Origin of the sequence: Muricoccus radiodurans (genome assembly GCF_050154705.1) — a bacterium.
Lineage (GTDB): Bacteria > Pseudomonadota > Alphaproteobacteria > Acetobacterales > Acetobacteraceae > Roseomonas > Roseomonas radiodurans.
Genome location: NZ_CP189561.1, coordinates 1,153,341 through 1,180,008 on the forward strand (window position 1 = coordinate 1,153,341; position 26,668 = coordinate 1,180,008).

At 72.1% G+C, this 26,668-nt stretch carries 27 protein-coding genes; 15 read left to right on the top strand and 12 right to left on the bottom strand.

From position 1 onward, the window contains the following. Positions 1–50: 50 nt before the first annotated feature. Together ACP6CK_RS05680 and ACP6CK_RS05685 are read left to right on the top strand one after the other, a co-directional pair. Entirely contained in the window at positions 51–1,622 is a 1,572-nt protein-coding gene (locus tag ACP6CK_RS05680) for an ABC transporter substrate-binding protein (protein ID WP_426957910.1), read from the top strand. Then, on the top strand, positions 1,619–3,463 hold the full coding sequence (locus tag ACP6CK_RS05685; RefSeq protein ID WP_426957911.1) for a CocE/NonD family hydrolase: 1,845 nt from the start codon (positions 1,619–1,621) through the stop codon (positions 3,461–3,463). The genes ACP6CK_RS05680 and ACP6CK_RS05685 overlap by 4 nt, the downstream gene beginning before the upstream one ends. A 44-nt stretch (positions 3,464–3,507) precedes the next feature. On the opposite strand, the gene ACP6CK_RS05690 is transcribed toward ACP6CK_RS05685, so the two are convergent. The 3 genes from ACP6CK_RS05690 to ACP6CK_RS05700 all read right to left on the bottom strand — a co-directional run bounded on the left by ACP6CK_RS05690 (position 3,508) and on the right by ACP6CK_RS05700 (position 6,814). After that, positions 3,508–4,947, bottom strand: coding sequence for an NAD-dependent succinate-semialdehyde dehydrogenase (locus ACP6CK_RS05690; RefSeq protein ID WP_426957912.1), 1,440 nt, complete (start codon positions 4,945–4,947; stop codon positions 3,508–3,510). Between the two features lie 14 nt (positions 4,948–4,961). Then, positions 4,962–6,503, bottom strand: coding sequence for an acetolactate synthase large subunit (locus ACP6CK_RS05695; RefSeq protein ID WP_426957913.1), 1,542 nt, complete (start codon positions 6,501–6,503; stop codon positions 4,962–4,964). 89 nt (positions 6,504–6,592) lie between these two features. Beyond that, a complete protein-coding gene (locus ACP6CK_RS05700) occupies positions 6,593–6,814 on the bottom strand; it encodes a DUF1127 domain-containing protein (protein ID WP_426957914.1) in 222 nt (73 codons plus the stop codon). A gap of 171 nt (positions 6,815–6,985) precedes the next feature. Between ACP6CK_RS05700 and gabT the strand changes: the two genes are divergently transcribed. Further along, on the top strand, positions 6,986–8,332 hold the full coding sequence (gene gabT / locus ACP6CK_RS05705) for a 4-aminobutyrate--2-oxoglutarate transaminase (protein ID WP_426957915.1): 1,347 nt from the start codon (positions 6,986–6,988) through the stop codon (positions 8,330–8,332). Continuing rightward, positions 8,329–8,727: a hypothetical protein gene (locus tag ACP6CK_RS05710; RefSeq protein WP_426957916.1), complete on the top strand. Its 399-nt coding sequence runs from the start codon at positions 8,329–8,331 to the stop codon at positions 8,725–8,727. The genes gabT and ACP6CK_RS05710 overlap by 4 nt, the downstream gene beginning before the upstream one ends. On the opposite strand, the gene ACP6CK_RS05715 is transcribed toward ACP6CK_RS05710, so the two are convergent. Beyond that, complete coding sequence (locus tag ACP6CK_RS05715) at positions 8,710–9,783, bottom strand: tetratricopeptide repeat protein (protein WP_426957917.1); 1,074 nt, start codon at positions 9,781–9,783, stop codon at positions 8,710–8,712. The two genes, ACP6CK_RS05710 and ACP6CK_RS05715, sit on opposite strands and share 18 nt — an antisense overlap. A gap of 293 nt (positions 9,784–10,076) precedes the next feature. Here ACP6CK_RS05715 and mobA point away from each other — a divergent pair, with 293 nt between their 5' ends. Continuing rightward, a complete protein-coding gene (mobA, locus tag ACP6CK_RS05720; protein WP_426957918.1) occupies positions 10,077–10,724 on the top strand; it encodes a molybdenum cofactor guanylyltransferase MobA in 648 nt (215 codons plus the stop codon). Between the two features lie 205 nt (positions 10,725–10,929). Here the strand turns inward: mobA and mobB are convergent, their stop codons facing one another. Beyond that, positions 10,930–11,430, bottom strand: coding sequence for a molybdopterin-guanine dinucleotide biosynthesis protein B (gene mobB / locus ACP6CK_RS05725; protein ID WP_426957919.1), 501 nt, complete (start codon positions 11,428–11,430; stop codon positions 10,930–10,932). A gap of 265 nt (positions 11,431–11,695) precedes the next feature. Between mobB and ACP6CK_RS05730 the strand changes: the two genes are divergently transcribed. The 5 genes from ACP6CK_RS05730 to ACP6CK_RS05750 all read left to right on the top strand — a co-directional run bounded on the left by ACP6CK_RS05730 (position 11,696) and on the right by ACP6CK_RS05750 (position 16,073). Next, positions 11,696–12,583 carry a manganese catalase family protein gene (locus ACP6CK_RS05730; protein WP_426957920.1) on the top strand — a complete coding sequence of 296 codons (888 nt, stop codon included), beginning with the start codon at positions 11,696–11,698 and terminating at the stop codon, positions 12,581–12,583. A gap of 111 nt (positions 12,584–12,694) precedes the next feature. Beyond that, on the top strand, positions 12,695–13,072 hold the full coding sequence (locus tag ACP6CK_RS05735) for a hypothetical protein (protein WP_426957921.1): 378 nt from the start codon (positions 12,695–12,697) through the stop codon (positions 13,070–13,072). A 63-nt stretch (positions 13,073–13,135) separates the two neighbouring features. Further along, positions 13,136–14,137 carry an NADP-dependent oxidoreductase gene (locus ACP6CK_RS05740; protein WP_426957922.1) on the top strand — a complete coding sequence of 334 codons (1,002 nt, stop codon included), beginning with the start codon at positions 13,136–13,138 and terminating at the stop codon, positions 14,135–14,137. Positions 14,138–14,207: 70 nt separating this feature from the next. Beyond that, positions 14,208–14,585, top strand: a complete 378-nt coding sequence (locus tag ACP6CK_RS05745; protein ID WP_426957923.1) for a hypothetical protein — start codon at positions 14,208–14,210, stop codon at positions 14,583–14,585. Positions 14,586–14,636: 51 nt separating this feature from the next. Then, positions 14,637–16,073, top strand: a complete 1,437-nt coding sequence (locus ACP6CK_RS05750; protein WP_426957924.1) for a M20 family metallopeptidase — start codon at positions 14,637–14,639, stop codon at positions 16,071–16,073. 184 nt (positions 16,074–16,257) lie between these two features. Here ACP6CK_RS05750 and ACP6CK_RS05755 read toward each other — a convergent pair whose 3' ends face one another. The 4 genes from ACP6CK_RS05755 to ACP6CK_RS05770 all read right to left on the bottom strand — a co-directional run bounded on the left by ACP6CK_RS05755 (position 16,258) and on the right by ACP6CK_RS05770 (position 21,053). Further along, the gene (locus ACP6CK_RS05755) at positions 16,258–17,904 is read right to left on the bottom strand and encodes a tannase/feruloyl esterase family alpha/beta hydrolase (protein WP_426957925.1); all 1,647 of its coding nucleotides are present in this window, start codon (positions 17,902–17,904) and stop codon (positions 16,258–16,260) included. A 205-nt stretch (positions 17,905–18,109) separates the two neighbouring features. Next, on the bottom strand, positions 18,110–18,724 hold the full coding sequence (locus ACP6CK_RS05760; RefSeq protein WP_426957926.1) for a hypothetical protein: 615 nt from the start codon (positions 18,722–18,724) through the stop codon (positions 18,110–18,112). 119 nt (positions 18,725–18,843) lie between these two features. Next, positions 18,844–20,214, bottom strand: coding sequence for an ATP-binding protein (locus ACP6CK_RS05765; RefSeq protein WP_426957927.1), 1,371 nt, complete (start codon positions 20,212–20,214; stop codon positions 18,844–18,846). Between the two features lie 119 nt (positions 20,215–20,333). Further along, positions 20,334–21,053, bottom strand: coding sequence for a response regulator (locus tag ACP6CK_RS05770; protein WP_426957928.1), 720 nt, complete (start codon positions 21,051–21,053; stop codon positions 20,334–20,336). A 275-nt stretch (positions 21,054–21,328) separates the two neighbouring features. On the opposite strand from ACP6CK_RS05770, the gene ACP6CK_RS05775 reads away from it, so the two are divergent. The 4 genes from ACP6CK_RS05775 (at position 21,329) to ACP6CK_RS05790 (ending at position 24,268) form a co-directional block, all read left to right on the top strand. Then, on the top strand, positions 21,329–21,982 hold the full coding sequence (locus ACP6CK_RS05775) for a DNA-3-methyladenine glycosylase family protein (RefSeq protein WP_426957929.1): 654 nt from the start codon (positions 21,329–21,331) through the stop codon (positions 21,980–21,982). 101 nt (positions 21,983–22,083) lie between these two features. Next, positions 22,084–22,908, top strand: coding sequence for a transporter substrate-binding domain-containing protein (locus ACP6CK_RS05780; protein WP_426957930.1), 825 nt, complete (start codon positions 22,084–22,086; stop codon positions 22,906–22,908). A gap of 21 nt (positions 22,909–22,929) precedes the next feature. Then, positions 22,930–23,607 (top strand): amino acid ABC transporter permease, encoded by a 678-nt coding sequence (locus tag ACP6CK_RS05785; RefSeq protein WP_426957931.1) that lies wholly within the window; start codon positions 22,930–22,932, stop codon positions 23,605–23,607. A 4-nt stretch (positions 23,608–23,611) separates the two neighbouring features. Further along, the gene (locus tag ACP6CK_RS05790) at positions 23,612–24,268 is read left to right on the top strand and encodes an amino acid ABC transporter permease (protein ID WP_426957932.1); all 657 of its coding nucleotides are present in this window, start codon (positions 23,612–23,614) and stop codon (positions 24,266–24,268) included. A gap of 76 nt (positions 24,269–24,344) precedes the next feature. On the opposite strand, the gene ACP6CK_RS05795 is transcribed toward ACP6CK_RS05790, so the two are convergent. Continuing rightward, entirely contained in the window at positions 24,345–24,476 is a 132-nt protein-coding gene (locus tag ACP6CK_RS05795) for a hypothetical protein (protein ID WP_426957933.1), read from the bottom strand. A 96-nt stretch (positions 24,477–24,572) separates the two neighbouring features. On the opposite strand from ACP6CK_RS05795, the gene ACP6CK_RS05800 reads away from it, so the two are divergent. Continuing rightward, positions 24,573–24,956 (top strand): hypothetical protein, encoded by a 384-nt coding sequence (locus ACP6CK_RS05800; RefSeq protein WP_426957934.1) that lies wholly within the window; start codon positions 24,573–24,575, stop codon positions 24,954–24,956. A gap of 87 nt (positions 24,957–25,043) precedes the next feature. On the opposite strand, the gene ACP6CK_RS05805 is transcribed toward ACP6CK_RS05800, so the two are convergent. After that, on the bottom strand, positions 25,044–25,538 hold the full coding sequence (locus tag ACP6CK_RS05805; RefSeq protein ID WP_426957935.1) for a gluconokinase: 495 nt from the start codon (positions 25,536–25,538) through the stop codon (positions 25,044–25,046). A gap of 127 nt (positions 25,539–25,665) precedes the next feature. Next, a complete protein-coding gene (gnd, locus tag ACP6CK_RS05810; RefSeq protein WP_426957936.1) occupies positions 25,666–26,631 on the bottom strand; it encodes a phosphogluconate dehydrogenase (NAD(+)-dependent, decarboxylating) in 966 nt (321 codons plus the stop codon). Between the last annotated feature and the right edge of the window lie 37 nt (positions 26,632–26,668).

Sequence of the window (26,668 nt, forward strand, 5' to 3'; positions counted from 1 at the left end):
GGCCCCTTCCCTCGGCGGCAGGCTGGCGGCCCCAGGATGGACCTCCGGACATGGCCCGACGCCGCACCCTGCCGGCCCTTCTCGCGCTGGTTCTCTCCGCCGCCGGGGCGGTGGCGCAGGAGGCGCGGATCGGGCTCCAGACCGAGACCTCCTCGATGGACCCGCACTTCGCGCTCGTCGGCGCGAACCAGTCGGCCGCGCAGCACGTCTTCGATCCCCTGGTAGGCAGCGACGCGAGTCTCCGGCCCGTCCCCGGCCTGACGAGCTTCCGGCAGGTCGAGCCCGACCTGTGGGAGTTCACCGTGCGACAGGGCGCGACCTTCCACGACGGATCGCCCGTCACCGCGGAGGACCTGCGCTTCTCCCTGGAACGGATGCCGCGCGTGCCGAACAGCCCGGCGCCCTTCCTGCGGCTGGCGGCCGCGACGGCCACGCTGGAGGTGGTGGATTCCCGCACGCTCCGGCTGCGCTCCCACGGGCCCGATCCGGCGATCCCGCTGCACGCGATGACCGCCTACATCGTCTCGGCCCGCGCCGCCGCGAACGCGTCGAGCGCCGATTTCAATGCCGGGCGCGCGGCGATCGGGTCCGGCCCCTGGCGCTTCGTGGAATGGACCCCCGGCAACCGCCTCCTGCTCCGCCGCAACGACGCCTTCTGGGGCGACCGGCCGGCCTTCGAGCGGGCGACGCTCCGCCCCATCCCGAACGATGCCGGCCGGCTCGCGGCGCTGCTGTCCGGCGACGTGGACCTGATCGAGGCGGTGCCGCCCGGCGACGCCGCCCGCCTGCGCGGGCGCGCGGAGGTCCGCGTGGTGTCGGAGGGATCCTCCCGGCTCATCTATCTCGGGCTGGACCAGGCCAACGCGGTCTCGCCCTTCGTCACGGCGAAGGACGGCCGCCCGCTGGACCGGAACCCGTTGCAGGACCGCCGCGTGCGGGAGGCATTGTCCCTCGGGATCAACCGCGCCGCGATCGTGGAGCGCGTCCTGCAGGGCGGCGGCGTGCCCGCCGCGCAGCTCGTGCCGAGGGGGTCGGTCGGCCATGACCCCGACCTGGCGGCGCCGGCCTTCGACCCCGACCGCGCCCGCGCCCTGCTGCGGGAGGCCGGCTACCCGGACGGCTTCCGCATCACCCTTCATTCTCCCAACAACCGCTATGTGGAGGATGACAAGACGGCCCAGGCCGTGGCGCAGATGTGGTCGCGCATCGGCCTCGATGCGCGGGTGGAGGTCATGCCCTCCAACATGTTCTTCACCCGCGCGGGACGGCGAGAATTCTCCGCCTTCCTGATCGGCTGGGGCAACACGGCGGGCGATGCCTATCCGGGCCTCTCGCAAGTGGTGGCGACGTTCGATTCGGCACGCGGCCTCGGCAGCCTGAACCGCGGGCGCTACAGCAATCCGCTCTTCGACGCGGCGCTGGAGCGCGCCCGCCCGATCGCCGACGCCGCAGAGCGGGACGCCGCGCTGCGGGCGGCGCAGCGCATCGCCTTCGGACAGGACTTTGGCATCCTGCCCCTGCACTTTCCCCTGAACATCTGGGCCACCCGCGCGGCTTTCACCTACGCCGCGGCCCAGGAGGAGGCGACCCTGGCCCACCATCTCCGTCCCGCCGCCCGATGAGCTGGCCCCTGAACGACCGCGAGGCGATGGTGCCGATGCGGGACGGCGTGCGTCTGGCGACCGACGTGCACCTGCCGCCCGGCCCGGGTCCCTTCCCCGTGGTGCTGGAGCGGACCCCTTACGGCAAGCGGGAGGCCAGCCGCTCCGAGCGCACCGCCGCGAAGCCCGACCCCGCGACGCGTGAGGAGGTCGCCGCCACCTTCCTCGCGGCCGGCTATGCCGTGGTTTACCAGGACTGCCGCGGCCGCCACGCGAGCGAGGGCGTTTTCACCAAGTACCTGTCGGAGGGCGAGGACGGCTTCGACACGATGGCCTGGATCCTCGCCCAGCCCTGGTGCGACGGGCGGATCGGGACGATGGGCCTGTCCTACGCCGCCCATACCCAGGCCGCGCTCGGGTGCCTCAACCCGCCGGGGCTGCGGGCGCAGGTGCTCGATTCCGGGGGCTTCTTCGACAGCTACCAGGGCGGCATCCGCTACGGCGGTGCCTTCGAGCTGAAGCAGGCGACCTGGGCCTACACCCAGGCGCTGAAGTCACCGGAGACCCTCGCCGACCCAGTCCGCCGGGCGGCGCTGGAGGCGGAGGACATCGCGGGCTGGATGGCGCGGATGCCCTGGAAGCCCGGCCACTCCCCCCTGCGCCACGCGCCGGACTACGAAGCCTATCTTTTCGAGCAGTGGCGCGAGGGGGCCTTCGGGCCTTTCTGGGAGCGGCTGGGCATCTACGCCAAGGGCTGGCACGACCGCTACGCGCCCGTGCCGGTGGTCCACATGTCGTCCTGGTACGATCCCTATCCCCGCACGGCGACGGAGAACTACCTCGGCCTCAAGGCGGCGGGGCGCGGGCCGCAATGGCTGATCCTCGGACCCTGGACGCATGGTGACCGCAGCGTGACCTTCGCGGGCGACGCGGATTTCGGCCCCGACGCCACGGTCGATTCCTGGGCCGGCGACTGGCGCGCCTTCCGCCTGCGCTTCCTGGACCGCTGGGTGCGGGACGTGTCGAACGGCGTGGAGGAGGACCCGCCCGTCCGAATCTTCATCATGGGCGGCGGCAGCGGGCGGCGCAACGGCGAGGGCCGGCTGGAGCATGGCGGCCGCTGGCGCGCCGAGCGCGACTGGCCCCTGCCCGGCACCGAGTTCACCCGCTTCTTCCTGCACGGCGACGGCACCCTGTCCGAGGCGCCGCCGGAGGAGGGAGCCGCGCCGCTCTCCTATGACGTGGACCCCGCGCGCCCCGTGCCGAGCATCGGCGGCTCCATCACCTCCGGCGAGCCGGTGATGGTCGGCGGAGGCTTCGACCAGGTGGAGGGGCCGCGCTTCTTCGGCTGCGCGCCGCCCTACATTCCGCTCGCCGCGCGAACGGACGTGCTCGCCTTCCAGACCGAGCCGCTGACGGAGGATGTGGAGATCACCGGGCCGGTCACGGTGCACCTTTGGGCGGCGACGGACGGGCCGGACACGGACTTCACGGCGAAGCTCGTGGACGTGTACCCGCCGAATGCGGACTACCCCCAGGGCTTCGCGCTGAACATCACGGACGGGATCATCCGCGCGCGCTACCGGCGCGACTGGCGCAACCCGGTCCCGATGACGCCAGGCGTGCCGGAGAAGATCACGGTCGAGCTCTTCCCCACCTCCAACCTCTTCAAGGCCGGACACCGGATCCGCGTGGACATCGCCTCCGCGAACTTCCCCCATTACGACGTGAACCCGAACACGGGAGAGCCGGACGGCGCGTCCCGCAGGACCCGCCGCGCGGTGAACACGATCTTCGTGGATGCCGGGCGCGCGTCCCACGCGGTGCTGCCGGTGATCCCCGCGCGACGCGCCGCGGGCTGAAGGGCCGCGTCCCCCTGAACGAGGACGCGGCCGAGGGCCGGGCCTTAGAGCCCGGCCTGGGTGACGAACTTCGTGACGAGGTAGGCCTCAATCGCCTCCGACCCGCCCTCGGAGCCGTAGCCGCTGTCCTTCACGCCGCCAAAGGGAACCTCCGGCAGGGCCAGGCCGAGGTGGTTGATCGTCATCATCCCCGTCTCCACCCGCGCGCCGACCGCCTGGGCCGTGGTGGCCGAGCCGGTGAAGGCGTAGGCCGCGAGGCCGAAGGGAAGGCGGTTGGACTCCGTCACCACCTCGTCCAGGTCGGAGAAGCGGTTCACCAGGGCGAGCGGGCCGAAGGGCTCCTCGTTCATGGCGCGGGAGTCGAGCGGCAGGTCGGACATGACCGTCGGCTCGTAGAAGTAGCCCTTGTTGCCGATGCGCTTGCCGCCGGTGTGCAGCTTCGCTCCGCGCTGCTGCGCGTCCTGCACCAGCGCCTCGATGGCGGGGATGCGGCGGTCATTGGCCAGCGGGCCCATGGTGGTGCCCTCCACCATGCCATCCCCGACCTTCACCGCCTTCGCGGCGGTGACGAAGGTCTCCATGAACTGGTCGAAGGACCGCTCCTGGATCAGGAAGCGCGTGGGCGAGACGCAGACCTGGCCGGCGTTGCGGAACTTCGCCGCCGCCAGCGTCTTCGCCGCCTTCGTCACGTCCGCGTCGTCGAACACGATAGCGGGGGCGTGGCCGCCCAGCTCCATCGTCGCGCGCTTCATGTGCTGCCCGGCCATCGCCGCCAGCATCTTCCCGACCGGGGTGGAGCCGGTGAAGGTCACCTTCCGGATGACGGGGTGCGGGATTAGGTAGCTGCTGATCTCCGACGGCACGCCGTAGACGAGGCCGATCACGCCCTTCGGCACGCCCGCGTCCACGAAGCAGCGGATCAGCTCGGCGGGCGACGCCGGCGTCTCCTCCGGCGCCTTCACGATGATGGAGCAGCCGGTGGACAGCGCCGCCGAGAGCTTCCGCACCACCTGGTTGATCGGGAAGTTCCAGGGCGTGAAGGCCGCGACCGGCCCGACCGGCTCACGGAGGGAGAGCTGGTACACGCCCTCGGCGCGGGCCGGGATCACGCGGCCATAGGCGCGACGCGTCTCCTCGGCGAACCAGTCGATGACGTCGGCGCCGGCCAGCACCTCCATCTTCGCCTCGGGCAGCGGCTTGCCCTGCTCCTGCGTCATCAGCGGCGCGATGGCGTCGGCGCGGCTGCGGAGCAGGTCGGCGGCCTTGCGCATGATCTTGCTGCGCTCGAAGGCCGCGACCTTGCGCCAGGTGGCGAAGCCGCGCTCGGCGGCGGCCAGGGCCTCGTCGAGGTCCACCTTCTCCGCGTGCGCGACGGTGCCGATGATCTCCTCGCTCGCGGGGTTCAGCACCTCCAGCTTCCGGCCGGAGCGGCTGTCGCGCCACTCGCCGTCGATGTGGAGCTGGACGTTCGGGTAGTTCGCCATGCGCGTTCTCTCCGTCAGATCACGAGTTCGATGAGGAAGGGGCCGTTGCGGCTCACGCTCTGCGCCAGCAGGTCGCCGCAGGCCTCCAGCGTGGTGGCCTGCGCGGCCTCCACGCCCATGCCCTCGGCCAGCTTGACCCAGTTCAGGTCGGGATTGCCGAGATCAAGCATGTCCATGGCCGTGCGGCCCGGATTGGCGCCGACATCCCGGTACTCCCCGATCAGGATCTGGTACTTCCGGTTCGCCAGGATGATGGTCGTCACGGGAAGTTTCTCCCGCGCCTGGGTCCAGAGGGACTGCAGGGAGTACATGGCGGAGCCGTCCGCCTGCAGGCTGATCACCCGCCGCTGCCCGCCGGCGCCGATGGCGGCGCCGGTCGCGACCGGCATCCCGTCGCCGATGGCGCCGCCCGTTAGCTGCAGCCAGTCATGCGCCGGGGCGGCGTGCGTCTCCTTGTAGAAGCCGCGGCCGAAGGACACGCTCTCGTCCGAGATGATGGCGTTGTCCGGCATCAGCGCCGCGACGGTGCGGGCCAGCCCTTCCGGCGTCGGGGCACCGCGGCCGCGCTCGGGGCGCGGACCGGGGTCGGGGATGGCGGCCTGGGGCGCGCCCAGCTCGTCCACCAGGGCCTGGAGCGCCGCCTCCGCGTCCTGCTCCACGCGGGAGAGCACATGGACCTGGGCCGATTCCGGGTAATGCTTGGACGGCTTGCCCGGATAGGCGAAGAAGCCGACCGGCGCCTTCGAGTTCACCAGGATCAGGTGCTCGAAATCCTTCAGCGCGTCGATCGCGACGTTCGCGACGTAGGGCACCCGCTCCAGCTGCTGGCGGCCGCGGCCGCGGGCGACGCGGGCGTTGGACATCTCGCCGAGGATCTTCGCCCCGGTTGCCTGCGCCACGCGCCAGGCCAGGGCCTGCGGCCCCTCCCGCATCGCGGTGCCGCCGATCAGGATGAGCACGTTCCGGCCCTCCCGCAGCACCTTCGCGGCGGCGCGGACGGCGTGCGGATCGGGCGGCAGGGCGGGCGTCACGGGGAGCGGGTCCGCCACCACGCCGCCCTCGTTCCAAGAGGAGTCGGAGGGCAGGATCAGGGTCGCGATCCCGCCCGGCGCGGCGCGGGATGCCTGCACCGCGACGGCGGCGTCGCGGCCGACCGCGTCCGACGACATGCTGGTGCGCGTCCAGACCGAGACGGGCCGCGCCCAGCCCTCGGTGTCCGCGGTGAGCTGCGCGTCATAGGGGCGGTGATAGGTCGCCTGGTCGCCCACGATGTTCACGATCGAGGACCGGGCGCGGCGGGCGTTGTGCAGGTTGCCCAGGCCGTTCGCCAGGCCCGGGCCGCAGTGCAGCAGGGTGCAGGCGGGCTTGCCGGCCATCCGGTAGTAGCCGTCCGCCATGCCGGTGACGACGTTCTCCTGCAGCCCCAGCACGCAGCGCATCCCCGGGATCTGGTCCAGCGCCGCGACGAAGTGCATCTCGCTGGTACCAGGGTTGGAGAAGCAGGTGTCCACGCCGCTCTTCAACAGCGTGTGGACGAGGCTGTGGGCACCGTTCACGTCGTTCCGTTCCCCCTGAAAGGCGCCGCAAGGTGCGCGGGGCGGGCCCGCGCCGCAAGGTGGGTCCTTCCAGAAGGTCCGGCCGGGGGTCAGCTCCGCATCAGGCCGGACGGCGTCTCCGGGCCGGCGGAGCGGGGCGATAGGCCGATATCGGACCGCATCCGGTCGTCCATCTCGGCGATCAGGCGCTGGGTCCGCCGGGCCTCGTGCCAGGCGATCAGGGCCTGGTGGAGCGACCGGGCCCGGGTCCGGAAGCCCCCGGTGATCCCCGCCCCGGCCGCCAGGGACGGATTCCATTCAGTGGTCGTCATATCAGCTGTTCCTCGTGCCGCGTGATCGCGTGCGCTCCTGATGCCCGGTCCGGCCGGGGGATGCGGTCCCGTGGGGAACAGGCCGGATCGCGCGGACCGGCCACCCGGACCCTTGCCCAACCCCTCCCGCGCGGCGCAATTTCCCGCGCCGCAGCGAAGGATTCCGGACCGATGGGCACCACCATTTCAGGCGACGCGACCGCCCCGATCGAGGAAGGTCCGCGCAACGCGAAGCTCCAGGCCCGCAAGGAGGCGGCCGTACCGCGCGGCCTGTCGTCCTCCCTGCCCGTTTTCGCCGCGAAGGCGGAGGGGTCCGAGATCACGGACGTGGAGGGCCGGAAGTACATCGACTTCGCCGGCGGAATCGCCGTGGTGAACACCGGCCACCTGCACCCGAAGGTGAAGGCGGCGGTGCAGGCGCAGCTGGAGAACTTCTCCCACACCTGCATCCAGGTGACGCCGTATGAGAGCTACATCCGGCTGGCGGAGCGGCTGAACGCGATCGTCCCGGTCCGCGGCCCCGCCAAGACCGTGTTCCTGACCACGGGCGCCGAGGCGGTGGAGAACGCGGTGAAGATCGCCCGCGCCTATACCGGCCGCCCCGGCGTCATCGCCTTCTCCGGCGCCTTCCACGGCCGCACGCTGCTGGGCATGGCGCTGACCGGGAAGGTCGTGCCCTACAAGGTCGGCTTCGGCCCGATGCCCGCGGACATCTATCACCTGCCCTTCCCCGTGACCTATCACGGCAAGGAGGTCGCGCAGACTCTCGACGCCATCGAGACGCTGTTCAAGGCGGATATCGACCCCAACCGCATCGCTGCCATGATCATCGAGCCGGTGCAGGGCGAGGGCGGCTTCTACCAGGCGCAGCCCGAGCTGCTGCGCGGCATCCGCGAGATCTGCGACAAGTACGGCATCCTGATGATCGCGGACGAGGTCCAGACCGGCTTCGCCCGCACCGGCAAGATGTTCGCCATGGAGCATTCCGGCGTGCAGGCGGACCTCATCACCATGGCCAAGTCGCTGGCCGGCGGCTTCCCGCTCTCCGCCGTGACGGGCTCGGCGAAGATCATGGACGCGCCGGGGCCTGGCGGGCTGGGCGGCACCTATGGCGGCTCGCCGCTGGGCTGCGCGGCCGGCAACGCCGTGCTGGACGTGATCGAGGAAGAGGACCTCTGCACCCGCGCGAACGAGATCGGGGAGATCCTCGTCGCCCGGATCAAGGAGCTTCAGCGCAGCAACACGCTGGAGGGCGTGATTGGCGACATCCGCGCGGTCGGCGCGATGGTGGCGATGGAGCTCGTCGCCGGCGGCGATGCGGACCGGCCGGACCCCGACCTGACCCGCGCCCTCGTCGCCAAGGCGGCGGAGAAGGGCCTTGTCCTTCTCTCCTGCGGAGTGCGCGCGAACGTCATCCGCTTCCTCTGCCCGCTGACCACGTCCCACGCCCTGGTCAATGAGGGGATGGACCGGCTGGGCGAGGCGCTGCGGGAGTGCGTGGCGGAACGGGCGGCATGAGCGAGGACCTCCGCCGCGCCATCCTCTACGGCATGCCCTGCGGGGCGCTCGCCTCCCTGATCTTCCGGGAGGGCACGCTCTGGCTGTTGCACTACGTCGCGAAGGTGATGCCGCTCGCGGCGCTGATCACCACGCCGGGCTGGCACGGCCTGCCCTGGGTGGCGTGGTTCATGGTGCTCGGCGCGGCGGGGGGCTTCTTCATCGCCCTCTTTCTCCGGCTGATCTTCCTGCCGGACCTCATCTGCGGCGCGGTGCTCGGGCTGGCGGCGGGGTTCCTCGTCCCACAATACCTGCCGCGGAGCACCCCGGACTGGGTGCCGTGGCTGACCGGCGCCGCCTGGGGCTGGGGAACCGCCTTCCTGCTGCGGCCGCTGGCGCTACGCGGCCGGTTCTGACGGGACGGGGGCGGCACTGCGGGCGGCGGGCGCCACCCGCAGCGTCGCCCGAAGGCGCAGAAGGCCGGAATCCGTCGGCAGCACCGCGAGGCCCCTCTGGCAGGCGGCCTGGGCCTCCCTCACCCGCCCGGCGAGCTGATGCGCTTGCGCCGCGGTCCGGAACAGGTAGGGATTCTCCGGATCGAGCGAGAGCGCGACCTCCAGCGCTTCCAGGGCCTTCGCCGGTTGCCGATGCTTCACGAAGCCGATCGCCAGCGCGTGCCACCCGATCAATGCGTCCGGGATCATCGCCGTGATTTCCCGGAACGCGGTCTCGGCCACGTCGCCGTCCCCGGCGGCCAGCGCCCGCCGGCCGGACTGGAGCGCGCGGCCGACCGCCAACGGTAGCGCCGGCGCCGGCGGTCCCATGAAAGTCTCGGGATCGAAGCGCGGCTTCAGCACGCTGCGGAGAAGGTGGCTGATGGAGCGCGACGGCTTCAGAAGCGCCCCGATGCGGTGGTCCGCCCCGCGGACCGGGTGCAGCGAGACGTTCGGGACATCCGCCATGTGCAGCGCGGAACCGGTGTCCGACCAGTCGCGCTCCCCGAAGATGAGGTGCACCTCCCGCGGCGGCAGGCGGAGCGCCACCTCGCGAAGGTCTACATGCGGGCCCTCGGCCGCGGCGCCGCGAAGCATCAGGGCGCCGCGCCCGTACGGGTCGTTCAGGCGCGTCTCGGCGGAGGTGACGACGATCCGCTCCGCCCCGACCAGAAGCCCAAGGGCCAGGGCACCGAAGCCGCCGAAGGAGTGGCCATAAGCGAAGATCCGCTCCGCTCCGGCCTGCCGTGCGAGGGAGAGCACCTCCTCCGCCATGCGCGGGAGGTCGGCCAACAGGGCGGCCACCCCGCCCGCGCGCCAGACGTCCGCGTCGAAGCCGTAGACCAGACGACTCGCGGCCGGATCGTTGGCCTTCCGCAGATAGATGTCCCGCACCCGGCCCTCGGTCAGGCCCGGGCCGATCATCAGCAGGTCCTTCGCCCCTTCAACCACGTCCAGGCGAAAGTGTTCAGTGCTCATCGTCTGCGTCATGGGTCCGAATATGAGATGCGGCGTCCTCCATGATCCAGCATTTCAGTCGGAAGAACACGTCTTTTTCCAGTAACGTGCGCCGGGCAATCGTCCTTCAACCCACGGGAAACAGGTCCCGGCTTCGGGACCGTGCCTGATCCATGTTCCGGATCGGTTCCAACTGCGAGCAGGACAAGGGCAGAATGGGCCCGTCGTCCCATCAGCCGCCGCGCGGGGCGCCGCCGCTCGGAAGACAGCGTCACGGGCGGCCGTGGTGAGGACCGACGCGGTGGATCCGATGCATGTCTGAGGCGACCCTCGGTGCGGTGCTGGCCGGTGGACTGGGCCGGCGGATGGGCGGCGGCGACAAGCCGCTGCGGATGCTCTGCGGCACACCGCTGCTCGTTCACGTGCTGGACCGGCTTCGGCCGCAGGTCCGGGCCCTGGTCCTGAACGCCAATGGCGATCCCGCCCGGTTCGGCGCGGTTGCGCCAGGCCTCCCCGTGGTGGCGGACGGGATCGCGGGTCATCCCGGTCCGATGGCCGGCATCCTCGCGGCGCTCGACCACGCGGTCGCAGAGCGGCCGGACCTGCCTTGGGTCATCACCGTGCCCGGTGACACCCCCTTCATCCCCGCGGACCTCGCCACCCGGCTGCACGCGGCGCGGCGGGCGGCAGGCGTACCGCTTGCCTGGGCCGCGTCCGGCGGGCGAGCCCATCCGCCGATCGGCCTCTGGCCGGTATCGCTGCGGGACGACCTGCGCGCGGCCCTGCTGTCGGGGGAACGCAGCGTCGGGCGCTGGGCCGCCCGGCACGGCGGCGCGACGGTGGAATGGTCGGACGATCCCGATCCCTTCTTCAACGCGAACACGCCGGAGGAACTGGCGGCGGCGGAGGTGTCCATTGCGCGATCCCGGCGAAGCGCGCCGCCTTCGGACCAAGTGGGATAGGCCGTATACGGTCGGCCGCGGGTCAGCCGTTCAGACGACTTGCACGGCATCGTCCGGCGCCATCGCCGCGGCTCCTTTCGAGTCTTGGCGAGCGACGCACGCATCGGCACGGTCAGCATCTGGCCGCGTGCCGCGCCGTGCCGCAATCAGGGCGGCCGTGCAGTCACCAGGATGCGCGTTCTGCAGGCACAGGATCCGTCGTCGTTCAGCCGGGCCACGGCGCCGCATGCTCCAGCACGAGGGAGGCGATGCGCTCGATGTCGTCGAGCGGGGCGTGGGGAAGATCGCCCGGCGGAGCGCTATCGGCGGCGACGGCGTGGATGGCCGGATCCTCCGGGTGCAGCCAGGGCTTGCCGTTCGCGGCGCGATGCACCTCGATCTTCGGATGGGAGTCTCGCTTGAACCCCTCCACGATCACGAGATCGACGGGCGAGAGGTGACTGAGCAGCTCGGACATTGCCGGCTCGGGCGCGCCGCGATGCTCCGTCATCAGCGCCCAGCGGAGTGAGGAGGCGACCAGCACCTGCGACGCGCCGGCCTCCCGGTGGAGGTAGCTGTCCTTTCCCGGCCGGTCCACGTCGAAGCCGTGGTGGGCGTGCTTGATCGTCGAGACGGAGAGGCCCCTTCCCGCGAGAACGGGGATCAGTTTTGTCAGGAGGGTCGTCTTGCCGGCCCCGCTCCAGCCGGCGAGGCCGATCACGCGCATGCGCCGTGATAATCCGGCCGCTTCGGCCGCGCCAGCCGGTCGCGCGTCCGGCAGGCTCGGCGCGGTCCTGAGCGGCACGCCGCGCGGGCTTGAACGGCCCGAGGCATCACGGCTGGAGGAGGCCGACGCACGAACGCGGCATTGCCATCTCAGGTTAACCCGCGTCGTGCCGCGCGGTGCGAACGGCAGGCCTTGCGCGGCGCCGGGAGGCGGAGCTTCCGACCGGAGCGGCGTTGCGTGCCATCACCCGAAGGAAGACCACCGCATGTTCCTGGCCGACAAGCGCCTGCAGTTCCCCGTGCGCGTGGAGCGCCCGAATCCGATCTTCGCGCGTGCACTCCAGCAGGCGATCGGGGGCGTCGAGGGCGAGATCCGCGTGATGCTCCAGTACCTTTTCCAGGCTTGGGGCTCGCGCGGGCCGATGAAATACCGCGACATGCTGCTGAATACCGGCACGGAGGAGATCGGCCATGTGGAGATGCTCTCCACGGCCGTGGCACTGAACCTGGAGGGCGCTCCGCTCTCGCTGCAGGAGCAGGCGGCGGCCGATCCGATCGCGGGCGCGGTGCTCGGCGGGATGAACCTGCGGCACATCCTCTCGACCGGCCTGGCCGCGACGGCGGAGAACGCTAACGGCGTGCCCTTCAATGCGAGCCATGTCTATGCGAGCGGCAACATCGCGGCCGACATGCTGGCCAATGCCACCGCCGAGGCGTCCGGGCGCGTGCTCGCGACACGTCTCTACAACATGACGGACGACGCGGGCATGAAGGAGATGCTGGCCTTCCTCATCGCGCGAGACACGATGCACCAGCAGCAATGGCTGGCGGTGATCGAGGAACTGGGCGGGCCGACGGAGCAGCTTCCGATCCCGAACTCCTTCCCGCAGGCGCAGGAGGACGGGCGCTTCGCCTATGCCTTCTTCGTACACGCCGCGAACGAGGAGGTGCCGGCCGGCCGCTGGACGGCAGGGCCGTCGCTGGACGGCAAGGGGCAGTTCGAGCCCATGATCTCCAAGCCGCTCGGCGAGGTGCCGGTGCTCGCGCCGCCGCCGCCGATGGGCGGAGCCCAGGCGGAGCAGATGTCGGGCGCGATCGGCCTGGGGGTCGCCGGGGGACTGGCCGGCACGGCGGGTGGGTCCGTCCTGCCCTGAGCTCCTGCCGCCCGCCGCCCCTATACAGGGCGGCGGGCGAAAGCCATGAAGGGCGCCGAAGCGGGCCGCACGGCTGCGGGCCGCCCGAGAGGGCACGTCATGGCGTGGTGGATGCGCGGTTCCCTGCTGGCGGTCGTGGTGCTGTCGGGGCTGTCGGCGGCCGCGCCGGCGGTGGCGCAGGCCGATCCGCTCCAGCCCATGCGGGCAGCGCTCGACGCATGCGCGGCGCAGGCCGGGGCGCCGATGGTCGTGAAGTTGCGCTGCGCGGCGGACGCGATGCGCCTGGTGCCGGAGAGCCATGCCGGCCGGCACGGCGCGATCCAGCACGCGAACCGGCTGGAGCGCATCGCCCTGGACCTGGAGGCCGGGCGGGAGAACGAGACCGAGGCGATGCGGCGGGCCGGGTCGTCCGAGGCGATGGCGCAGCAGGAGTGGAGCAACGCCATGCGGCAGGAAGAGTCGCAGCGGGCGCGGCGCCGGGTCGAGTAGCCCCCGGATGACCGCGGCGGCGGGCGGTGCGATGCTCCGCGCCCGCTTGAGGGAACCCGCCCGGTGAACGAGACCAACCTTCGCATCCTGCTCCGCGCCCGTCCGGAAGGCGCCGCGACCGCCGAACACTTCCAGGCCGTCGAGGAAGCGCCGCCCTCGCCGCGTCCGGGCGAGGCGCTGCTGCGGCACCGCTTCCTCTCGCTCGATCCCTACATGCGCGGGCGGATGAGCGGGGCGAAGTCCTATGCCGCGCCCGTCGCGGTGGGCGACGTGATGGAGGGGCAGTCCGTCGCCCAGGTGGCGGAGGACCCGACGGGGCGGTTCAAGCCCGGCGACTGGGTGCTGGGCGGCAAGGGGTGGCAGCGCTTCTCCGCCCAGCCGGTGTCGGGGCTGGTGAAGCTCGATCCCGATGCGGCGCCGGTCACGACGGCGCTCGGCGTGCTGGGCATGCCGGGGACGACGGCCTGGGTGGGGGTGACGGAGATCGCCGTGCCGAAGCCGGGGGAGACCTTCGTCGTCTCCGCGGCATCCGGCGCGGTGGGGAGCGTCGCGGGACAGATCGCGAAGCGGATGGGCGCGCGGGTCGTGGGTGTCGCGGGCGGCTTCGAGAAGTGCCGCTTCGTGCGGGACGAGTTGGGCTTCGACGAATGCGTGGACCATCGGGCGGCGGACTTCCCGGACCTTCTGGCAGCGGCCTGCCCGCGCGGGATCGACGTGTATTTCGAGAATGTCGGCGGCGCCGTGCAGAAGGCAGTCTGGCCGCTGCTGAACCAGTTCGGGCGCGTGGCCTTCTGCGGCATGGTCGCGGAGTACCAGAACGCCGAGCCGGCGCCGGGGCCGAACCTCGCGCAGGTGGTCCGCAAGAGCCTCCGGCTGCGCGGGTTCATCGTGTCCCAGCACCCCGCCGCCTTTACGGAGTGGCGCTCCACCGGCGGGCGATGGTTGCGCGAGGGGGCACTGCGGTATCGCGAGGACGTGGTGAAGGGGCTCGACCGGGCGCCGGAGGCGTTCCTCGGCATGCTGCGGGGCGAGAACTTCGGGAAGCGGATCGTCGAGATCACCTGATGCGGCGGGCGTTCCGCCCGGCGGTCGTTGCGGACTGGCATTCGTTCGCCGCCCCGGTCTAGGCTGCGTGATGGCCGATGAACCGAAACCGGTGCGGCGCCGGCTGCTGGTCGTGCAGGTGGCGGGGCTGGTCTCCGCCCTGTCCGCACCGGCCGCGGCCCAGACCGACAGCGACCCGCGCGACCGTCCCGGGCGCGGGCGGCCCTATACCGGGCAGAGCGACAGCGATCCGCGGGACGGAGCAGGGCGCGGGCGGCCGCGGACGGGGTATTCGGACAGCGACCCGCGGGACGGGGCCGGGCGGGGCCGGCCGCGGACCGGCTATTCCGACAGCGATCCGCGCGATGGCGCCGGCTTCGGGCGACCGCATACCGGGCGGACGGACAGCGACCCGCGGGACAGCGCCGGGCGCGGGCGGGCGCGAGACCCGTACCGGTATTACCGGTAGGTCCGCGCGCCGCGGGTGACCGGGAGGACGGCCGGGCCTATAGATCGCGTCATGCGCAATGACCCGATCGAGCTGAGCCGCCTGTCCGCCGAGGTGGAGGCGAAGGCGCCTGTCTATACCGAACTGTCCGACCGGATCTGGGGCATGCCGGAGCTGCGCTTCGCCGAGCACCGCTCGGTCGAGGCGCAGATCGCGCAGCTGGAGGCGGAGGGGTTCACCGTGACGCGCGACGTGGCGGGCATCCCGACGGCCTTCGTGGCGGAGAGTGGCGACGGCGGGCCGGTGATCGGCTTTCTCGGCGAGTTTGACGCGCTCGCGGGGCTTTCCCAGGAGGCAGGCGTGGCGGAGCCGCGGGCGGAGGTTCCAGGCGGCAGCGGGCATGGCTGCGGGCACAACCTGCTCGGCGCGGGGGCGATGCTGGCGGCGGTGACGGCGCGGGACGCGCTGCGGACGCAGGGGCTTCCCGGGACGGTCCGCTACTACGGCTGCCCGGGCGAGGAAGGCGGAAGCGGCAAGACTTTCATGGCGCGGGAGGGCGTGTTCGACGGGCTGGATGCGGCGGTGACCTGGCATCCTGGCCCGCTCAACGGCGTCATGTCCGTGAAGAGCCTGGCAAATTTCCAGGTGTACTTCCGCTTCAGGGGCAAGGCCTCGCACGCGGCAGGGTCGCCGCATCTCGGGCGTTCGGCGCTGGATGCGGTGGAGCTGATGAATGTCGGCGTGAACTACTTGCGGGAGCACGTGCCGCAGGACTCGCGCGTGCATTACGCCATCACCGATTCCGGGGGCGTCTCGCCGAACGTGGTGCAGGCGCGGGCGGAGGTGCTCTACCTCATCCGCGCGCCGCGGGTGGAGCAGGCGAAGGCGCTGTTCGACCGGGTGGTGGAGTGCGCGCGAGGCGCGGCGATCATGACGGGCACCACCATGACGATGGAGGTGGACAAGGCGTGTTCGGAGACGCTGCCGAACACGACGCTGGAGATGGCGCTGCACGGCAACCTGCTGAACATCGGGGCGCCGGCCTATGACGCGGCGGACCGGGACTTCGCGGCGGCGATCAAGGGCACGCTGAGCGAGGAGGACGTGTCGTCGTCGCTCGCCTCCTTCGGAGCGGAGGCGGCGCTGGGCGGGGCGGCGCTGCATGACGGGGTGCTGCCCTTCGACGGAACCTCGATCATCCAGCACGGGTCCACGGATGTGGGGGACGTGTCGCAGATCGTGCCGACGGTGCAGGCCTGGGGCGGTTGCTGGGCGGTGGGGACGCCGTTCCACACCTGGCAGGCGGTGGCCCAGGGCAAGTCGGGCCAAGCGCACAAGGGCATGGTGCAGGCGGCGAAGGCGATGGCCGCGACGGCGCTCGACGCCTTCCGCGATCCGGAGTTGCTGGCGCGCGCGAAGGCGGAGTTGACCGAGCGGCGCGGCGGGCGGGCCTATGAGTGCCCGATCCCGGCGGAGGTTGTGGCGCCCCCGCTGCGGGTCGTTCGGTAGCGCCGCCTTACTTCCTTACCCCGCACCGTCGGCGGACATGCTTCGAGAACAACGGCCTATGAAGCAATTTTCCTTACTTCCTTACCCTCTTACTTCCTGGTCGTGCCCGGGCGTGGTCGCGCCGAGCTATTCGGTAGACGTCGCGGCTTGATCTTATTCCTATACCGGCCGGGGGCGAGCGGGATCAAGGAATTCGACAGGTGAAGCTGCTCGCGCGGGCCGGGTCGTTGCCGGTGAAGTGGGGATAGGCCGGGTAACGGCAGAGGGGGCGGGTCGCGCGGCGGTCGCGGGTGAAGTGGATCATGGGCTCGGGGGGCGGTGCGTCGCGCTCGACCCAGGCGTCCAGGGCGCCGAGAAGGTCCACATGCCCCGGCAGCGGCTGGCCGGTGGCGACGTTCGTCGCGACGCCGGTGTGGTTCGCGCCGTGGTGCAGGTAGAAGCGGGCGAAGCCGTCCAGGGTGGCGTCGCCGAGGCGGCCGCGGACGGATTCCCACCAAGCTATGCCGGCGCCGGGGGATTGGGCGTAGTCGGCGGTGTGCTCCTTCAGGATCAGGCGGCCGCCGCGGGCGGCGAAGGCCGAGAGGTCGGGGCTGGTCGCGTCCATCAGCGCGGAGATCCGGGCGGCCTGGGCGGGGAAGTCGGACAGGCGGAAGCGGGCGGGGTCGTAGGCCGGGTCGCGGGCGAGGAAGTACCGGATCGCGCCGTTCCCGTAGGACCACTGGCGGGCCTGGGTGGCAGGGTCCGGTAAGGGGAAGCGGGGGGCCTGTGGGCCGGTCGTCCAGGCGATGAGGCCGTCCGGCTGGGCTTCGCCGCCGACGGGCGCGCCGGGGTATTCGGTGAGCCCGGTCGGGAGCGGGGAATCGTAGCGCAGCGGGCTGCGATGCGTCTCGATGAAGGCGAGCTGGGGTTCGGTCAGGCAGTCCGTGGTCGTGTTGCCGGTGCAGAGGAGCGCGCGCGGCGAGAAGGCCGCGCGGCAGGCGGGCTGGTTCGACACGATGCCGTCCTCCAGCCCGTCGAGCGCGTCGCAGGCCCGCAGCGTGGCGTCGTGGAGCAGGCGCACCGTCTCCGGGGAGAGCCAGGCGCCCTCCCGCTGCATCTGGCCGCCGCGCGTGCCGAAGACCTGAAGGCCGGTCCAGTTGATGACCGGCACCGAGGAGACGATGCCGTCGTAGAGGGTGGGGTAGCGCTGGGCGAGCATCAGGCCCTCCCGGCCGCCCTCCGACGAGCCGTAGTAGTAGATCCGGTAGGGCGAACGGCCGGTGGCGGCGCGGATCACGGCGATCGCGGTATCCCGCACCTTCGGGTAGGCGGCGTGGGCGAAGTTCTCCAGCGCCTCGTCATTCAGGGCGAAGGCCTGGATCTCCACGCCGGGCGCGTTCTGGTGCCCGCTGTCGGTGCCGAAGGTGACGAAGCCGCGCTCGAGCGGGTGGGGGGATTCGGTCAGGTTCTCGCGGAGCTGGGCGAGGCCGGTGATGAGCACGCCGTTGAAGCCCCCGCCGCCGTACTGGACGGCCTTGCCGTTCCAGTCCTCCGGGATGTTCACCTGGAAGAGGATGGGCGGGGCGGCCGGGTCCACGGGGGCGATGCGGCCGAGGATCTCGCAGCGGGCCGGCAGGGTGGCGTTGCCGGGGACCGGGGATGGGCCGGGTGGGTGAAAGCGCGCCTCGGTGATCGTGGCGCCGGAGGTCGGGAGGGCGATCTCGGCGGCGGGGATGGTCGCGTTTGCCAGGGCCGTGCAGTCGGTCTGGGCGGCGGCGGGGGCGGCGAGCGTCGCGGCGAGGGCGAGAAGCCCGAGTGCTGCGATACCCTGCCTGCCGGTGCTGCGTGCCATGTGCAAATCCCTCCGCCGCTGCGGGACAGCTTAGCGGAGGGAGGACGTGGCGCGGAGCGGGTCGTGCTCCGTCGCTCCGGGACAGGGACGAAGAGGTCGTCCGGCAACGCGCCCAGGCTCGTCGCCCGCCCCGTTCGAGGCGCGGCGGACTCCGGAAGGCCGGGGACGCGGAGCCTGCCGGCATCGCCCGGCGTGTCTCCGTGCGTCAGGTGATCGGGGGCCTGACGCCGACCACGCCGTGGCCCTTGTCGTAGCGGTCGCCGTAGCCCGTCTTCTCGAAGTACCAGCGAAGGAAGGGCTTCAGCAGCGTGTGGTCGCGCACGGCGAAATGGCCCTGGTTCGCGTCGAAGACGTGCATGCGGTTGTCGCGGCCGTGGCGGAGGGCGATGGCGTGGGCGCCGCCGCTGCGCTGAAGCGTCACGCCGTAGCAGCCATAGGCCTGCGTCACGATGGAGTGGATGAAGGAGGCGCTCGGCTTCGTCTCCCGCCGCGCGCGCAGGCCGTCCGAGAGGCCCATCTGGAAGGGCTTGGTCGCCGCGACCCAGAAATCCGTCCAGACGGCCGCGTTCATCGCGTCGGACAGGGTCTGCGACATGGTGGATTGCCAGGGCGGGTTGTCGCAGACCTTGCTCGCGTCCACCGGAAAGGTCTTGCCGGCGTAGCACCAGGAGATCCAGGTGGCGGCGAGGCCGATGCAGTATCCGTCCGTCGAGGTGCCCCAGGGGCCGGGCTGCGTCATCGCCGGCGTCTGGCTCTGCCGCATGGCGAAGACGAGCTGTCCGCGCGTCTTCGCGGTGTTCTGCAGATCCGTCCAGTCCATGGCCGTCCCTCCAACGGGGCCGGGCCTCCGGCCCTTTGGTCGCGGAAGGGACGGTAGCGGCGCGCAAGCCGCGACGGGACGGAGATGTGTCGCGTCTGTCCGGCGACGCGTCGCGTGTGTCAGGCCGGAAGCGTCACCAGGGCGGTGAGGCCGCCATCGGGGCGGTTGCGGAGCGTCACGTCTCCGCCATGCGCGCGCAGGATGTTGCGCGCGATCGGCAGGCCGAGGCCGACGCCGCCGGTCTCGCGGTTGCGGCTCGTCTCCAGGCGCCGGAAGGGTTGGAAGACGGCCTCCTGCGACTCCTCCGGGATGCCGGGACCGTCATCCTCGATGCGGAGGGCGATCTGGCCGGCCTGCGGTGGATCGAGGGTGAGGCGCGCGGCGCCGCCGTAATTCGCGGCGTTGGCGACGAGGTTCGCGAGGGCGCGCTTGAGCGCGATGGGGCGCCCGCGGACGGGCAGGCGCTCGGGGCCGGCGTAGACGAACGTGTCCGGCTCCGCGTCTGGGCGGGCATCGGCCGCCTCGTCGAGCACGGTGCGGCAGAGGGCCGCGAGATCCAGCGGGACCGAGGGCTCGGTGGCGGCGTCGTCGCGGGCGAAAGCGAGGGTCGCGGTGACCATCGCCTCCATCTCCTCGAGGTCGGCGAGCATCTTCGCGCGCTGCTCGTCGTCGTCCATGAACTCGGCGCGGAGCTTCAGACGGGTGATCGGCGTGCGCAGGTCGTGGCCGATGGCGGCGAGCATCTGCGTGCGGTCGCCGACGAAGCGGCGGATGCGCTCGGCCATCGTGTTGAAGGCGTGGGCGGCGGTCGCGACCTCCAGCGGACCGTCCTCCGGCAGGGGCGGCGCGTTCACGTCGCGTCCCAGCGCGTTCGCGGCAGCGGCGAGGTCACGCACGGGCCGCGTGAGGCGGCGGGTTGCCCAGAGGATGAGGGTGGCCGCGGCGGCGGTCATCAGCAGGAACGCGGCGAGGAAGGTGTCCGAGTGCCAGGGCCGCAGCGGCGGCATGTGGATGCGGAAGTTCACCCAGTCCCCGTCCGGCGTCCGGAGGGAGACGAAGAGGGTGCCTTGCCGCATGCCGGCCTGAACCTCCCGCGGGCGGAAGCGCGGGGGGGCGGCGAGCAGGACCTCGGGGCGGGCGAGGCGGAGGAAGGGTGGCGGGGGCGGGCCCATGTTCGCGCGCACGGCCGGGGCGTCGTCCACCGTGGCGTCGAGGCCGGGCGGCAGGTCGAGGTCGTTCACCGCGGCGGCGCGGCGGTCCGGCGGGGTCATCAGGGCTGTCCGCCAGACCGTGAAGGCGCGGGAGGACATCTCGCGCTCGGCGGCGGCGCGCTGGAGGTCCACCCGGTCGAAGGCGTGGATGGTGAGGCCGGCGGCCTGGACGCCCATCAGGGCGACGAGAAGGAAGAGGGCCGTGCGGGCCGCGAGGGAGGCCGGGAGCACGCGGCGGATGAGGCAGTGCACCCGGCCGGGCGGGGGGCGGACGGACATGCTGGGCGGTGCAGCGGGGGCCCTGCTCCGGACCGGCGGGGACCAGCGGGCGGCGGCCTGCGCGCGGCTGCCCGGAGGTGCCTCGGGCCCGGGCGTGTCGGCGGGGGGCGGGATGTGGCTCAGGCGGCGCGCTCCACATCCGCGGCGAGGACGTAGCCGCCGCCGCGGACGGTCTTGATGAGGGAGGGGTTGCGGCCGTCATCCTCCAGCTTGCGGCGGAGGCGAGAGACGGCGACGTCGATCGCGCGGTCGAAGGGCCCGGCCTGGCGGCCGCGGAGCAGGTCCATCAGCATGTCGCGGGTGAGCACGCGGTTCGGGCGCTCGACGAGCACGGTCAGGAGTTCGTACTCGCCGCCGGTGAGCGGGACCTCCACGCCGTCCGGGTTCAGCAGGCGGCGGCGCTGCGGCTCCAGCATCCAGCCGGCGAAGCGGATGGCGGAGGGGAGCGGGTCGCGGCGGGTGCCCTCCCCGTGGACGCGGCGCATCACGGCGCGGATCCGGGCGAGGAGTTCGCGGGGGTTGAAGGGCTTGGCGACGTAGTCGTCCGCGCCGAGTTCCAGGCCGACGATGCGGTCGGTCTCCTCCCCCATCGCGGTGAGCATGACGATCGGCACGTCCGATTGTCCGCGCAGCCAGCGGGCGAAGTCGAGGCCGGATTCGCCCGGCATCATCAGGTCCAGGACCACGAGATGGTAGCGGCCGAGGGGCCACTGCTTGCGCGCCTCCCGCGCCTCCCGCGCCGTGGTGACGCGGAAGCCCTGCTTCTCGAGGAAGCGGGCGAGGAGATCGCGGATCTCCCGGTCGTCGTCCACGACGAGGATGTGGGGGGCGGGTTCCATGCGGTGTTACATAGCGCGGGGCGGCCGGGATGCGCCGGGGGCGCTTGTTACATTCCATGTCGGAACGGGCGTGCGTTGCCCGGCGTTGCAGCGGGCGCGTCCGGCGGGTTGGCGTCCGGGCGGAGACGCCCCAGTTAGGGGGCACGGACGGCGCCCGATCCCCCAAATCCCCGGGCGCCGCTCCGGCGCGGCGGCGGGGCGGCTGCACTCCCCCTCACGGCAACGCCCTGCCGCCGTCCCCTCCCCTTCCCCGCCGAGATCGGCTCTATGGAGGCGTGACCTCCTCCTCGCCCGACTGGGTGGCGGATGGGCTGCGGGCGATCGCCGCGGCCGATCCGCCGCTGGCCGCCGTCACCGAGCGCGCGGGGCCCCTGCCCTGGCGCCGGCGCCCGCGCGGATTCCCGGGACTGTTGCGGGCCATCTGCGGGCAGCAGATCAGTAACCGAGCGGCGGGGGCAATCTGGGCGCGGCTGCGAGCCGTGCCGGGCGCGCTGGAGCCGGCGGGGCTGCTGACTCTCGACGATTCGGTGCTGTGCGGGGTGGCGGGTCTCTCGCGTCCGAAGGCATCGCATGCCCGGAGCCTCGCGACCGCGATCGTCGAAGGGCGGCTGCGGCTGGACGCGCTGCCCGCGATGACCGACGACGAGGCGGTGGCGCATCTCTGCGCCGTGCGGGGGCTGGGGCGCTGGACGGCGCAGGTGCACCTGCTCTTCGCGGAGGAGCGCGCGGACGTCTTCCCGGACGGGGATCTCGCGCTGGCGGCGTCGCTGGCGCATCTGCGCGGGCTCGCAGCGCGGCCCACCCAGCGGGAGCTCGTGGTGCTGGCGGAGGTCTGGCGGCCATGGCGGTCATTGGCGGCTCGGCTGCTGTGGCACCACTGGCGCCATGCGACGGGGCGGCCGGGGACCGATCCGGAGGATGACGGCTAGGCCCGCGCGCGGCGCCTCCGGGCGCGCTTGACCGGGGCGGCGTCCGGGCGGACGGTCGCGGCGGCGAAGGGCCGGCACGGCCACGCCACGGAGGCATGTCCATGACCGATACCCCCAGCCGACGCACCGCCTTCGCGGCGGCGGCCGCCGGCGCCGTCACCGCGGCCGCGCTCGTCACCTCGAAGCAGGCCGCCGCGCAATCGGGGCCGGTGACGACCGAGGTGATCACGCAACGCGGGTCCATGATCATCGGCGTGGTCTCGGGCGTGCCGCCCTTCGGGATCGTGGATGAGCGGGGGAATCCGTCCGGCTACGACGTGGACGTGGCGAATGCGCTGGCGCGCTTCATGGGGGTGCGGGCGGAGCTGGTGCCGCTGACGCCGGTGGCGCGAATCCCGGCGCTGCAATCGCGGCGGATCGACGTGCTGGTGGCGACGCTGGGGCCGACGCCGGAGCGGGCGAAGACGATCGTCTTCCCGATGCCCTATTCCGCGTTCCGGCTCTCTATCATGGCGCCCCGGGAGCTGCAGGCGGCCAATCTGCGGGATCTGGCGGGCAAGCGGATCGCGGTGCCGCGGGGAAGCCCGCAGGACACGACGGTGACGCGTCTGGCCATGCCGGGCACGAACGTTGTCCGCTTCGACGACGACGCGACCTGTGCGCAGGCCGTCTTCTCCCGCCAGGTGGATGCGGCGGCGCTGCCGGACACGACGATCAACCAGATACTGGCGCAGAACCGGTCCGCGAATGCGGAGCTGAAATTCGCCTTCTCGCTCCAGCCGAATTCCATGGCGGTCCGCAAGGACCAGATGGAGCTGCACCAGTGGCTGAACAACACGATCTACTGGATGAAGATCTCGGGCGAGCTGGACCAGCTGTCCCAGAAGTGGCTGAACGCGCCGCTGCCGGAACTGCCCGTCTTCTGAACCGCGGCCGCCGGCAAGCCGATGGGCTACACGCTCGTCTTCCGGGACGTCCTCGCGCAGTGGGAAGCCCTGCTCCTCGGGGCGGTGCAGACGCTCTGGATCTCGACGGCCGCCATCCTGCTGGGGGGCGGCATCGGGGTGCTGGGGGCCGTGGCGCGCGGGTCGCGGCACGCGGCACTGCGCTGGGGGTCCACCGTCTATGTGGAGGCGGTGCGAAACACGCCCTTCCTCGTCCAGCTTTTCCTCATCTTCTTCGGGCTGCCGGGGGCGGGGGTGCAGATCAGCGCAGTGCAGGCAGGGCTGCTGGCGCTCACGCTGAACCTCGGCGCCTATGCGACGGAGATCGTGCGGGCGGGGATCGAGGCCACGCATTCCGGGCAGGTCGAGGCCGGGATGGCGCTGGGGCTTCGGCGCGGTCAGGTGATCCGGCTGGTGGTGCTGATGCCGGCGCTGCAACGGGTGTGGCCGGCGCTGTCGTCGCAGTTCGTGCTGACGATGCTCGCGTCCTCGATCCTGTCGGCCGTGTCGGTGGAGGAGTTGACGTCGGTCGCCGCGCTGGTGGACAGCCGGACCTACCGGTCCTTCGAGGTGTATCTCGTCGCGGCGGGGTTCTACCTCGTGCTGACCTTCGCCTTCCGGGCGGCCTTCGCGGCGGCGGGGTTCCTGCTCTTCCCGGCGCGGCGGGCGGGGAAGCGTTGACGCGGTGATCCGGACCTTCGGGCCCAACGAGGCGCTGTTCCTGGTGGAGGCGCTGCGCTGGACGGTGGCGCTGTCGGTGCTGGCCTTCCTCGGCGGCGGGCTGCTGGGGGCGGTGGTGGCGCTCGCGCGGATTTCGGAGAACCGGGTCGTGCGCTGGATCGCGGCCGGGTGGATCGAGGTGGTGCAGGGCACGCCGGTGCTGATCCTGCTGTTCCTCACCTTCTACGGACTGCCGCTGCTCGGCACGCGGCTGCCGCCGATTGTCGCCGCGGGGCTGGGGATGACGATCTACGCCTCCGCCTTTCTGGGGGACATCTGGCGCGGCTGCATCGAGGCGGTGCCGAAGGGACAGTGGGAGGGGGCCTCCGCCCTGGCGCTCTCGCGGTGGCAGCGGATGCGGCTGGTGGTGCTGCCGCAGGCGGTGCGGCTGGCGGTGCCGCCGACGGTCGGGTTCTCGGTGCAGATCATCAAGAACACTTCCGTGGCGTCCATCATCGGCTTCGTGGAACTCGCACGGGCCGGGGTGTTGATGAACAACGTGACGTTCCAGCCCTTCTCCGTCTTCCTGACGGTGTCGGCGCTGTACTTCGTGCTGTGCTGGCCGCTTAGCCTCGCTAGCCGACGGCTGGAGCGGGTGCTGCGGGTAGGGCCGCGGGGTTAGCGCGGCGCCCGTCCGCCCGGTGCCGCCCCGAGAAGGGCAGGAGCTTCCATTCTCCTGAGGTTTGTTGGCGGCGGTGTCAGAGGCTCAGCACGGCGGCGACCTCGACGAGGGCCCAGGCGATCGGCAGCGCCAGGGTGAAGGCGATCATCGCTTCGGAGACGGCGCTCCTGCGGCGGCGAGAGGGGCGGAAGGTGATTGTCGCGTCCATGGCGTTATTGAACAAAACGGGAACAGATTTGGCAAGTGCTTCTTGCCAAGGCCGAACGGTCCCCGCAGGATCGTTGCCACAGGAGGAGAAGCAGTCATGGACGATCAGCCCCGATTGAAGCGGCGCCTCCTGGTGCTGAAGCTGGCCGCGGTGGGTGGCGCGGCGGCCGTTGCGCCGGCCGCGCCCGCGGCGGCGCAGGGCTACAAGGGCCGTGGCACCGGGATCACCGACAGCGACCCGAATGACGGCGCCGGGAATGGACGCGGCGGATATCGGCCGCGCGGGACCGGGATCACGGACAGCGATCCGAATGACGGCGCGGGCAACGGCCGCGGCGGATACCGGCCGCGCGGCACGGGGATCACGGACAGCGACCCGAACGACGGCGCGGGCAATGGGCGCGGCGGATACCGTGGCCGGTCCGGCCTGACGGACAGCGATCCGAGCGACGGTGCGGGACGCGGGCGCCGCGGTTTCTGACGGAAGGGGGCGGTCGCGCCCCGCGATCCGAGAGAATGACGCGGCGTGCGGGAGAGCCCGCGCGCCGCTTTTCTTTGTCCGACCTTCTCAGCTTCCGCCGAGGGCGGCGAGCGCGGCGTCGACGATCCGCGCGGGAGGCTGGGCGATGTCGAGGGCGATGATGCCCTCGTCGGCATCGGGCGCTTCGAGCGTGGCCAACTGGCTCGCCAGCAGGCTGGCCGGCATGAAGTGGCCGGGCCGGGAGGCCTGGCGCGCGGCGATGAGGGCGGGGTCTCCGGTCAGGTGCAGGAAGGCGAGGTCCGGGCAGGCGGCGCGCAGCCGGTCCCGGTAGGCGCGCTTCAGGGCGGAGCAGCCCACCACCGCGCCCGGATGGCCGGCGAGATAGGCGCCGATCCCTTCGAGCCAGGGGATCCGGTCCGCGTCGGTCAGTGGCGTGCCAGCGGACATCTTCGCGATGTTGGCGGGCGGGTGGAAATCATCGGCGTCGGCGAAGGGGCGGCCGAGGCGGGCGGCCAGCATGGCACCGACCGTGGACTTGCCGGCGCCCGAGACACCCATGAGGCAGAGGTGGCGGGGGATCATGCGGTCCGATCCCCTCGATCATGTCCCGCTTTGCCGCGACATCTCAGCTGGGCGCGGCCGTCCAAGTCCGGCTGCCCGGCCGGGGAATTGGCGCGCCTCTCGGATCTGGCGTTCTGGTCCAACGGGATCACTCGGCCGGCGGGGGCTCGAGGTGGCCGCCGAAGGCGTGGCGCATGGCGGAGAGCATCCGGTCGGCCAGCGGCGCGTCCTGGCGGGAGCGGAAACGCGCGTAGAGCGCGGCGGTGAGAACCGGTGCGGGGGTAGCCGTCTCCACCGCGGTCTGCACGGTCCAGCGCCCCTCCCCGGAATCGCCGACGCGGCCGGTATAGGCGGTCAGGTCGGGGTCGGCGTTCAGCGCCTGGGCGGTCAGGTCCAGCAGCCAGGAGGCGACGACGGAGCCGCGGCGCCAGGCCTCGGCGATCTCGGGCAGCGGCAGGTCGAGGCCGTGCTGGGCCCGGCCGGCGCGGAGGAGCTCGAAGCCCTCCGCCATGGCCTGCATCATGCCGTACTCGATGCCGTTGTGGACCATCTTGGCGTAGTGGCCTGCGCCGCTGGGGCCCGCATGGACGAGGCCGCGCGGGGCGCGCTCGTCTCCTGCCCAGCCCGGCGTGGGCGGGGCAGCCGATTCGCCCGGGACGAGGGCCGAGAGGATCGGGTCGAGGCGGCGCACGGCCTCGGCGGGGCCGCCGATCATGAGGCAGTAGCCGCGCTCCAGCCCCCAGACGCCGCCCGAGGTGCCGATGTCCAGGTAGTCCACGCCGCGCTCGGCGGCGGCGGCGGCGCGGCGGGCGCTGTCCTTCCAGAAGGAGTTGCCGCCCTCGATGAGCGTGTCGCCGGGGGACAGGAGCCCCGTGAGGGTGGTGACCGCGTCCTCCGTGATGGCGCCCGAAGGGAGCATCACCCAGACCGCGCGGGGCGCGTCGAGCGAGGCGACCAGGGTCTCGAGGCCGTCGGCGGCGGTGGCGCCCTCCGCGACCAGGGGTGCGGCGGCGGCGGGGTCGCGGTCGAAGACCACGGCCTCGTGCCCGGCTCGGAGCAGGCGCCGGACGAGGTTGCCGCCCATGCGGCCGAGGCCCACCATCCCGATGCGCATGCGTCCCTCCCTGCCCTGCCCGGCCCGATATGGCCGT

Bases quoted from the DNA above. Each gene is read 5' to 3' on its own strand.
- ACP6CK_RS05690 (WP_426957912.1), bottom strand. From the start codon at position 4,947: ATGGCGAACTACCCGAACGTCCAGCTCCACATCGACGGCGAGTGGCGC.
- ACP6CK_RS05765 (WP_426957927.1), bottom strand. From the start codon at position 20,214: ATGTCCGTCCGCCCCCCGCCCGGCCGGGTGCACTGCCTCATCCGCCGC.
- ACP6CK_RS05680 (WP_426957910.1), top strand. From the start codon at position 51: ATGGCCCGACGCCGCACCCTGCCGGCCCTTCTCGCGCTGGTTCTCTCC.
- mobA (WP_426957918.1), top strand. From the start codon at position 10,077: ATGTCTGAGGCGACCCTCGGTGCGGTGCTGGCCGGTGGACTGGGCCGG.
- ACP6CK_RS05795 (WP_426957933.1), bottom strand. From the start codon at position 24,476: ATGGACGCGACAATCACCTTCCGCCCCTCTCGCCGCCGCAGGAGCGCC.
- ACP6CK_RS05755 (WP_426957925.1), bottom strand. From the start codon at position 17,904: ATGGCACGCAGCACCGGCAGGCAGGGTATCGCAGCACTCGGGCTTCTC.
- ACP6CK_RS05780 (WP_426957930.1), top strand. From the start codon at position 22,084: ATGACCGATACCCCCAGCCGACGCACCGCCTTCGCGGCGGCGGCCGCC.
- ACP6CK_RS05685 (WP_426957911.1), top strand. From the start codon at position 1,619: ATGAGCTGGCCCCTGAACGACCGCGAGGCGATGGTGCCGATGCGGGAC.
- gabT (WP_426957915.1), top strand. From the start codon at position 6,986: ATGGGCACCACCATTTCAGGCGACGCGACCGCCCCGATCGAGGAAGGT.
- ACP6CK_RS05805 (WP_426957935.1), bottom strand. From the start codon at position 25,538: ATGATCCCCCGCCACCTCTGCCTCATGGGTGTCTCGGGCGCCGGCAAG.
- gnd (WP_426957936.1), bottom strand. From the start codon at position 26,631: ATGCGCATCGGGATGGTGGGCCTCGGCCGCATGGGCGGCAACCTCGTC.
- ACP6CK_RS05715 (WP_426957917.1), bottom strand. From the start codon at position 9,783: ATGAGCACTGAACACTTTCGCCTGGACGTGGTTGAAGGGGCGAAGGAC.
- ACP6CK_RS05770 (WP_426957928.1), bottom strand. From the start codon at position 21,053: ATGGAACCCGCCCCCCACATCCTCGTCGTGGACGACGACCGGGAGATC.
- ACP6CK_RS05710 (WP_426957916.1), top strand. From the start codon at position 8,329: ATGAGCGAGGACCTCCGCCGCGCCATCCTCTACGGCATGCCCTGCGGG.
- ACP6CK_RS05735 (WP_426957921.1), top strand. From the start codon at position 12,695: ATGCGCGGTTCCCTGCTGGCGGTCGTGGTGCTGTCGGGGCTGTCGGCG.
- ACP6CK_RS05700 (WP_426957914.1), bottom strand. From the start codon at position 6,814: ATGACGACCACTGAATGGAATCCGTCCCTGGCGGCCGGGGCGGGGATC.
- ACP6CK_RS05745 (WP_426957923.1), top strand. From the start codon at position 14,208: ATGGCCGATGAACCGAAACCGGTGCGGCGCCGGCTGCTGGTCGTGCAG.
- ACP6CK_RS05730 (WP_426957920.1), top strand. From the start codon at position 11,696: ATGTTCCTGGCCGACAAGCGCCTGCAGTTCCCCGTGCGCGTGGAGCGC.
- ACP6CK_RS05750 (WP_426957924.1), top strand. From the start codon at position 14,637: ATGCGCAATGACCCGATCGAGCTGAGCCGCCTGTCCGCCGAGGTGGAG.
- mobB (WP_426957919.1), bottom strand. From the start codon at position 11,430: ATGCGCGTGATCGGCCTCGCCGGCTGGAGCGGGGCCGGCAAGACGACC.
- ACP6CK_RS05800 (WP_426957934.1), top strand. From the start codon at position 24,573: ATGGACGATCAGCCCCGATTGAAGCGGCGCCTCCTGGTGCTGAAGCTG.
- ACP6CK_RS05785 (WP_426957931.1), top strand. From the start codon at position 22,930: ATGGGCTACACGCTCGTCTTCCGGGACGTCCTCGCGCAGTGGGAAGCC.
- ACP6CK_RS05760 (WP_426957926.1), bottom strand. From the start codon at position 18,724: ATGGACTGGACGGATCTGCAGAACACCGCGAAGACGCGCGGACAGCTC.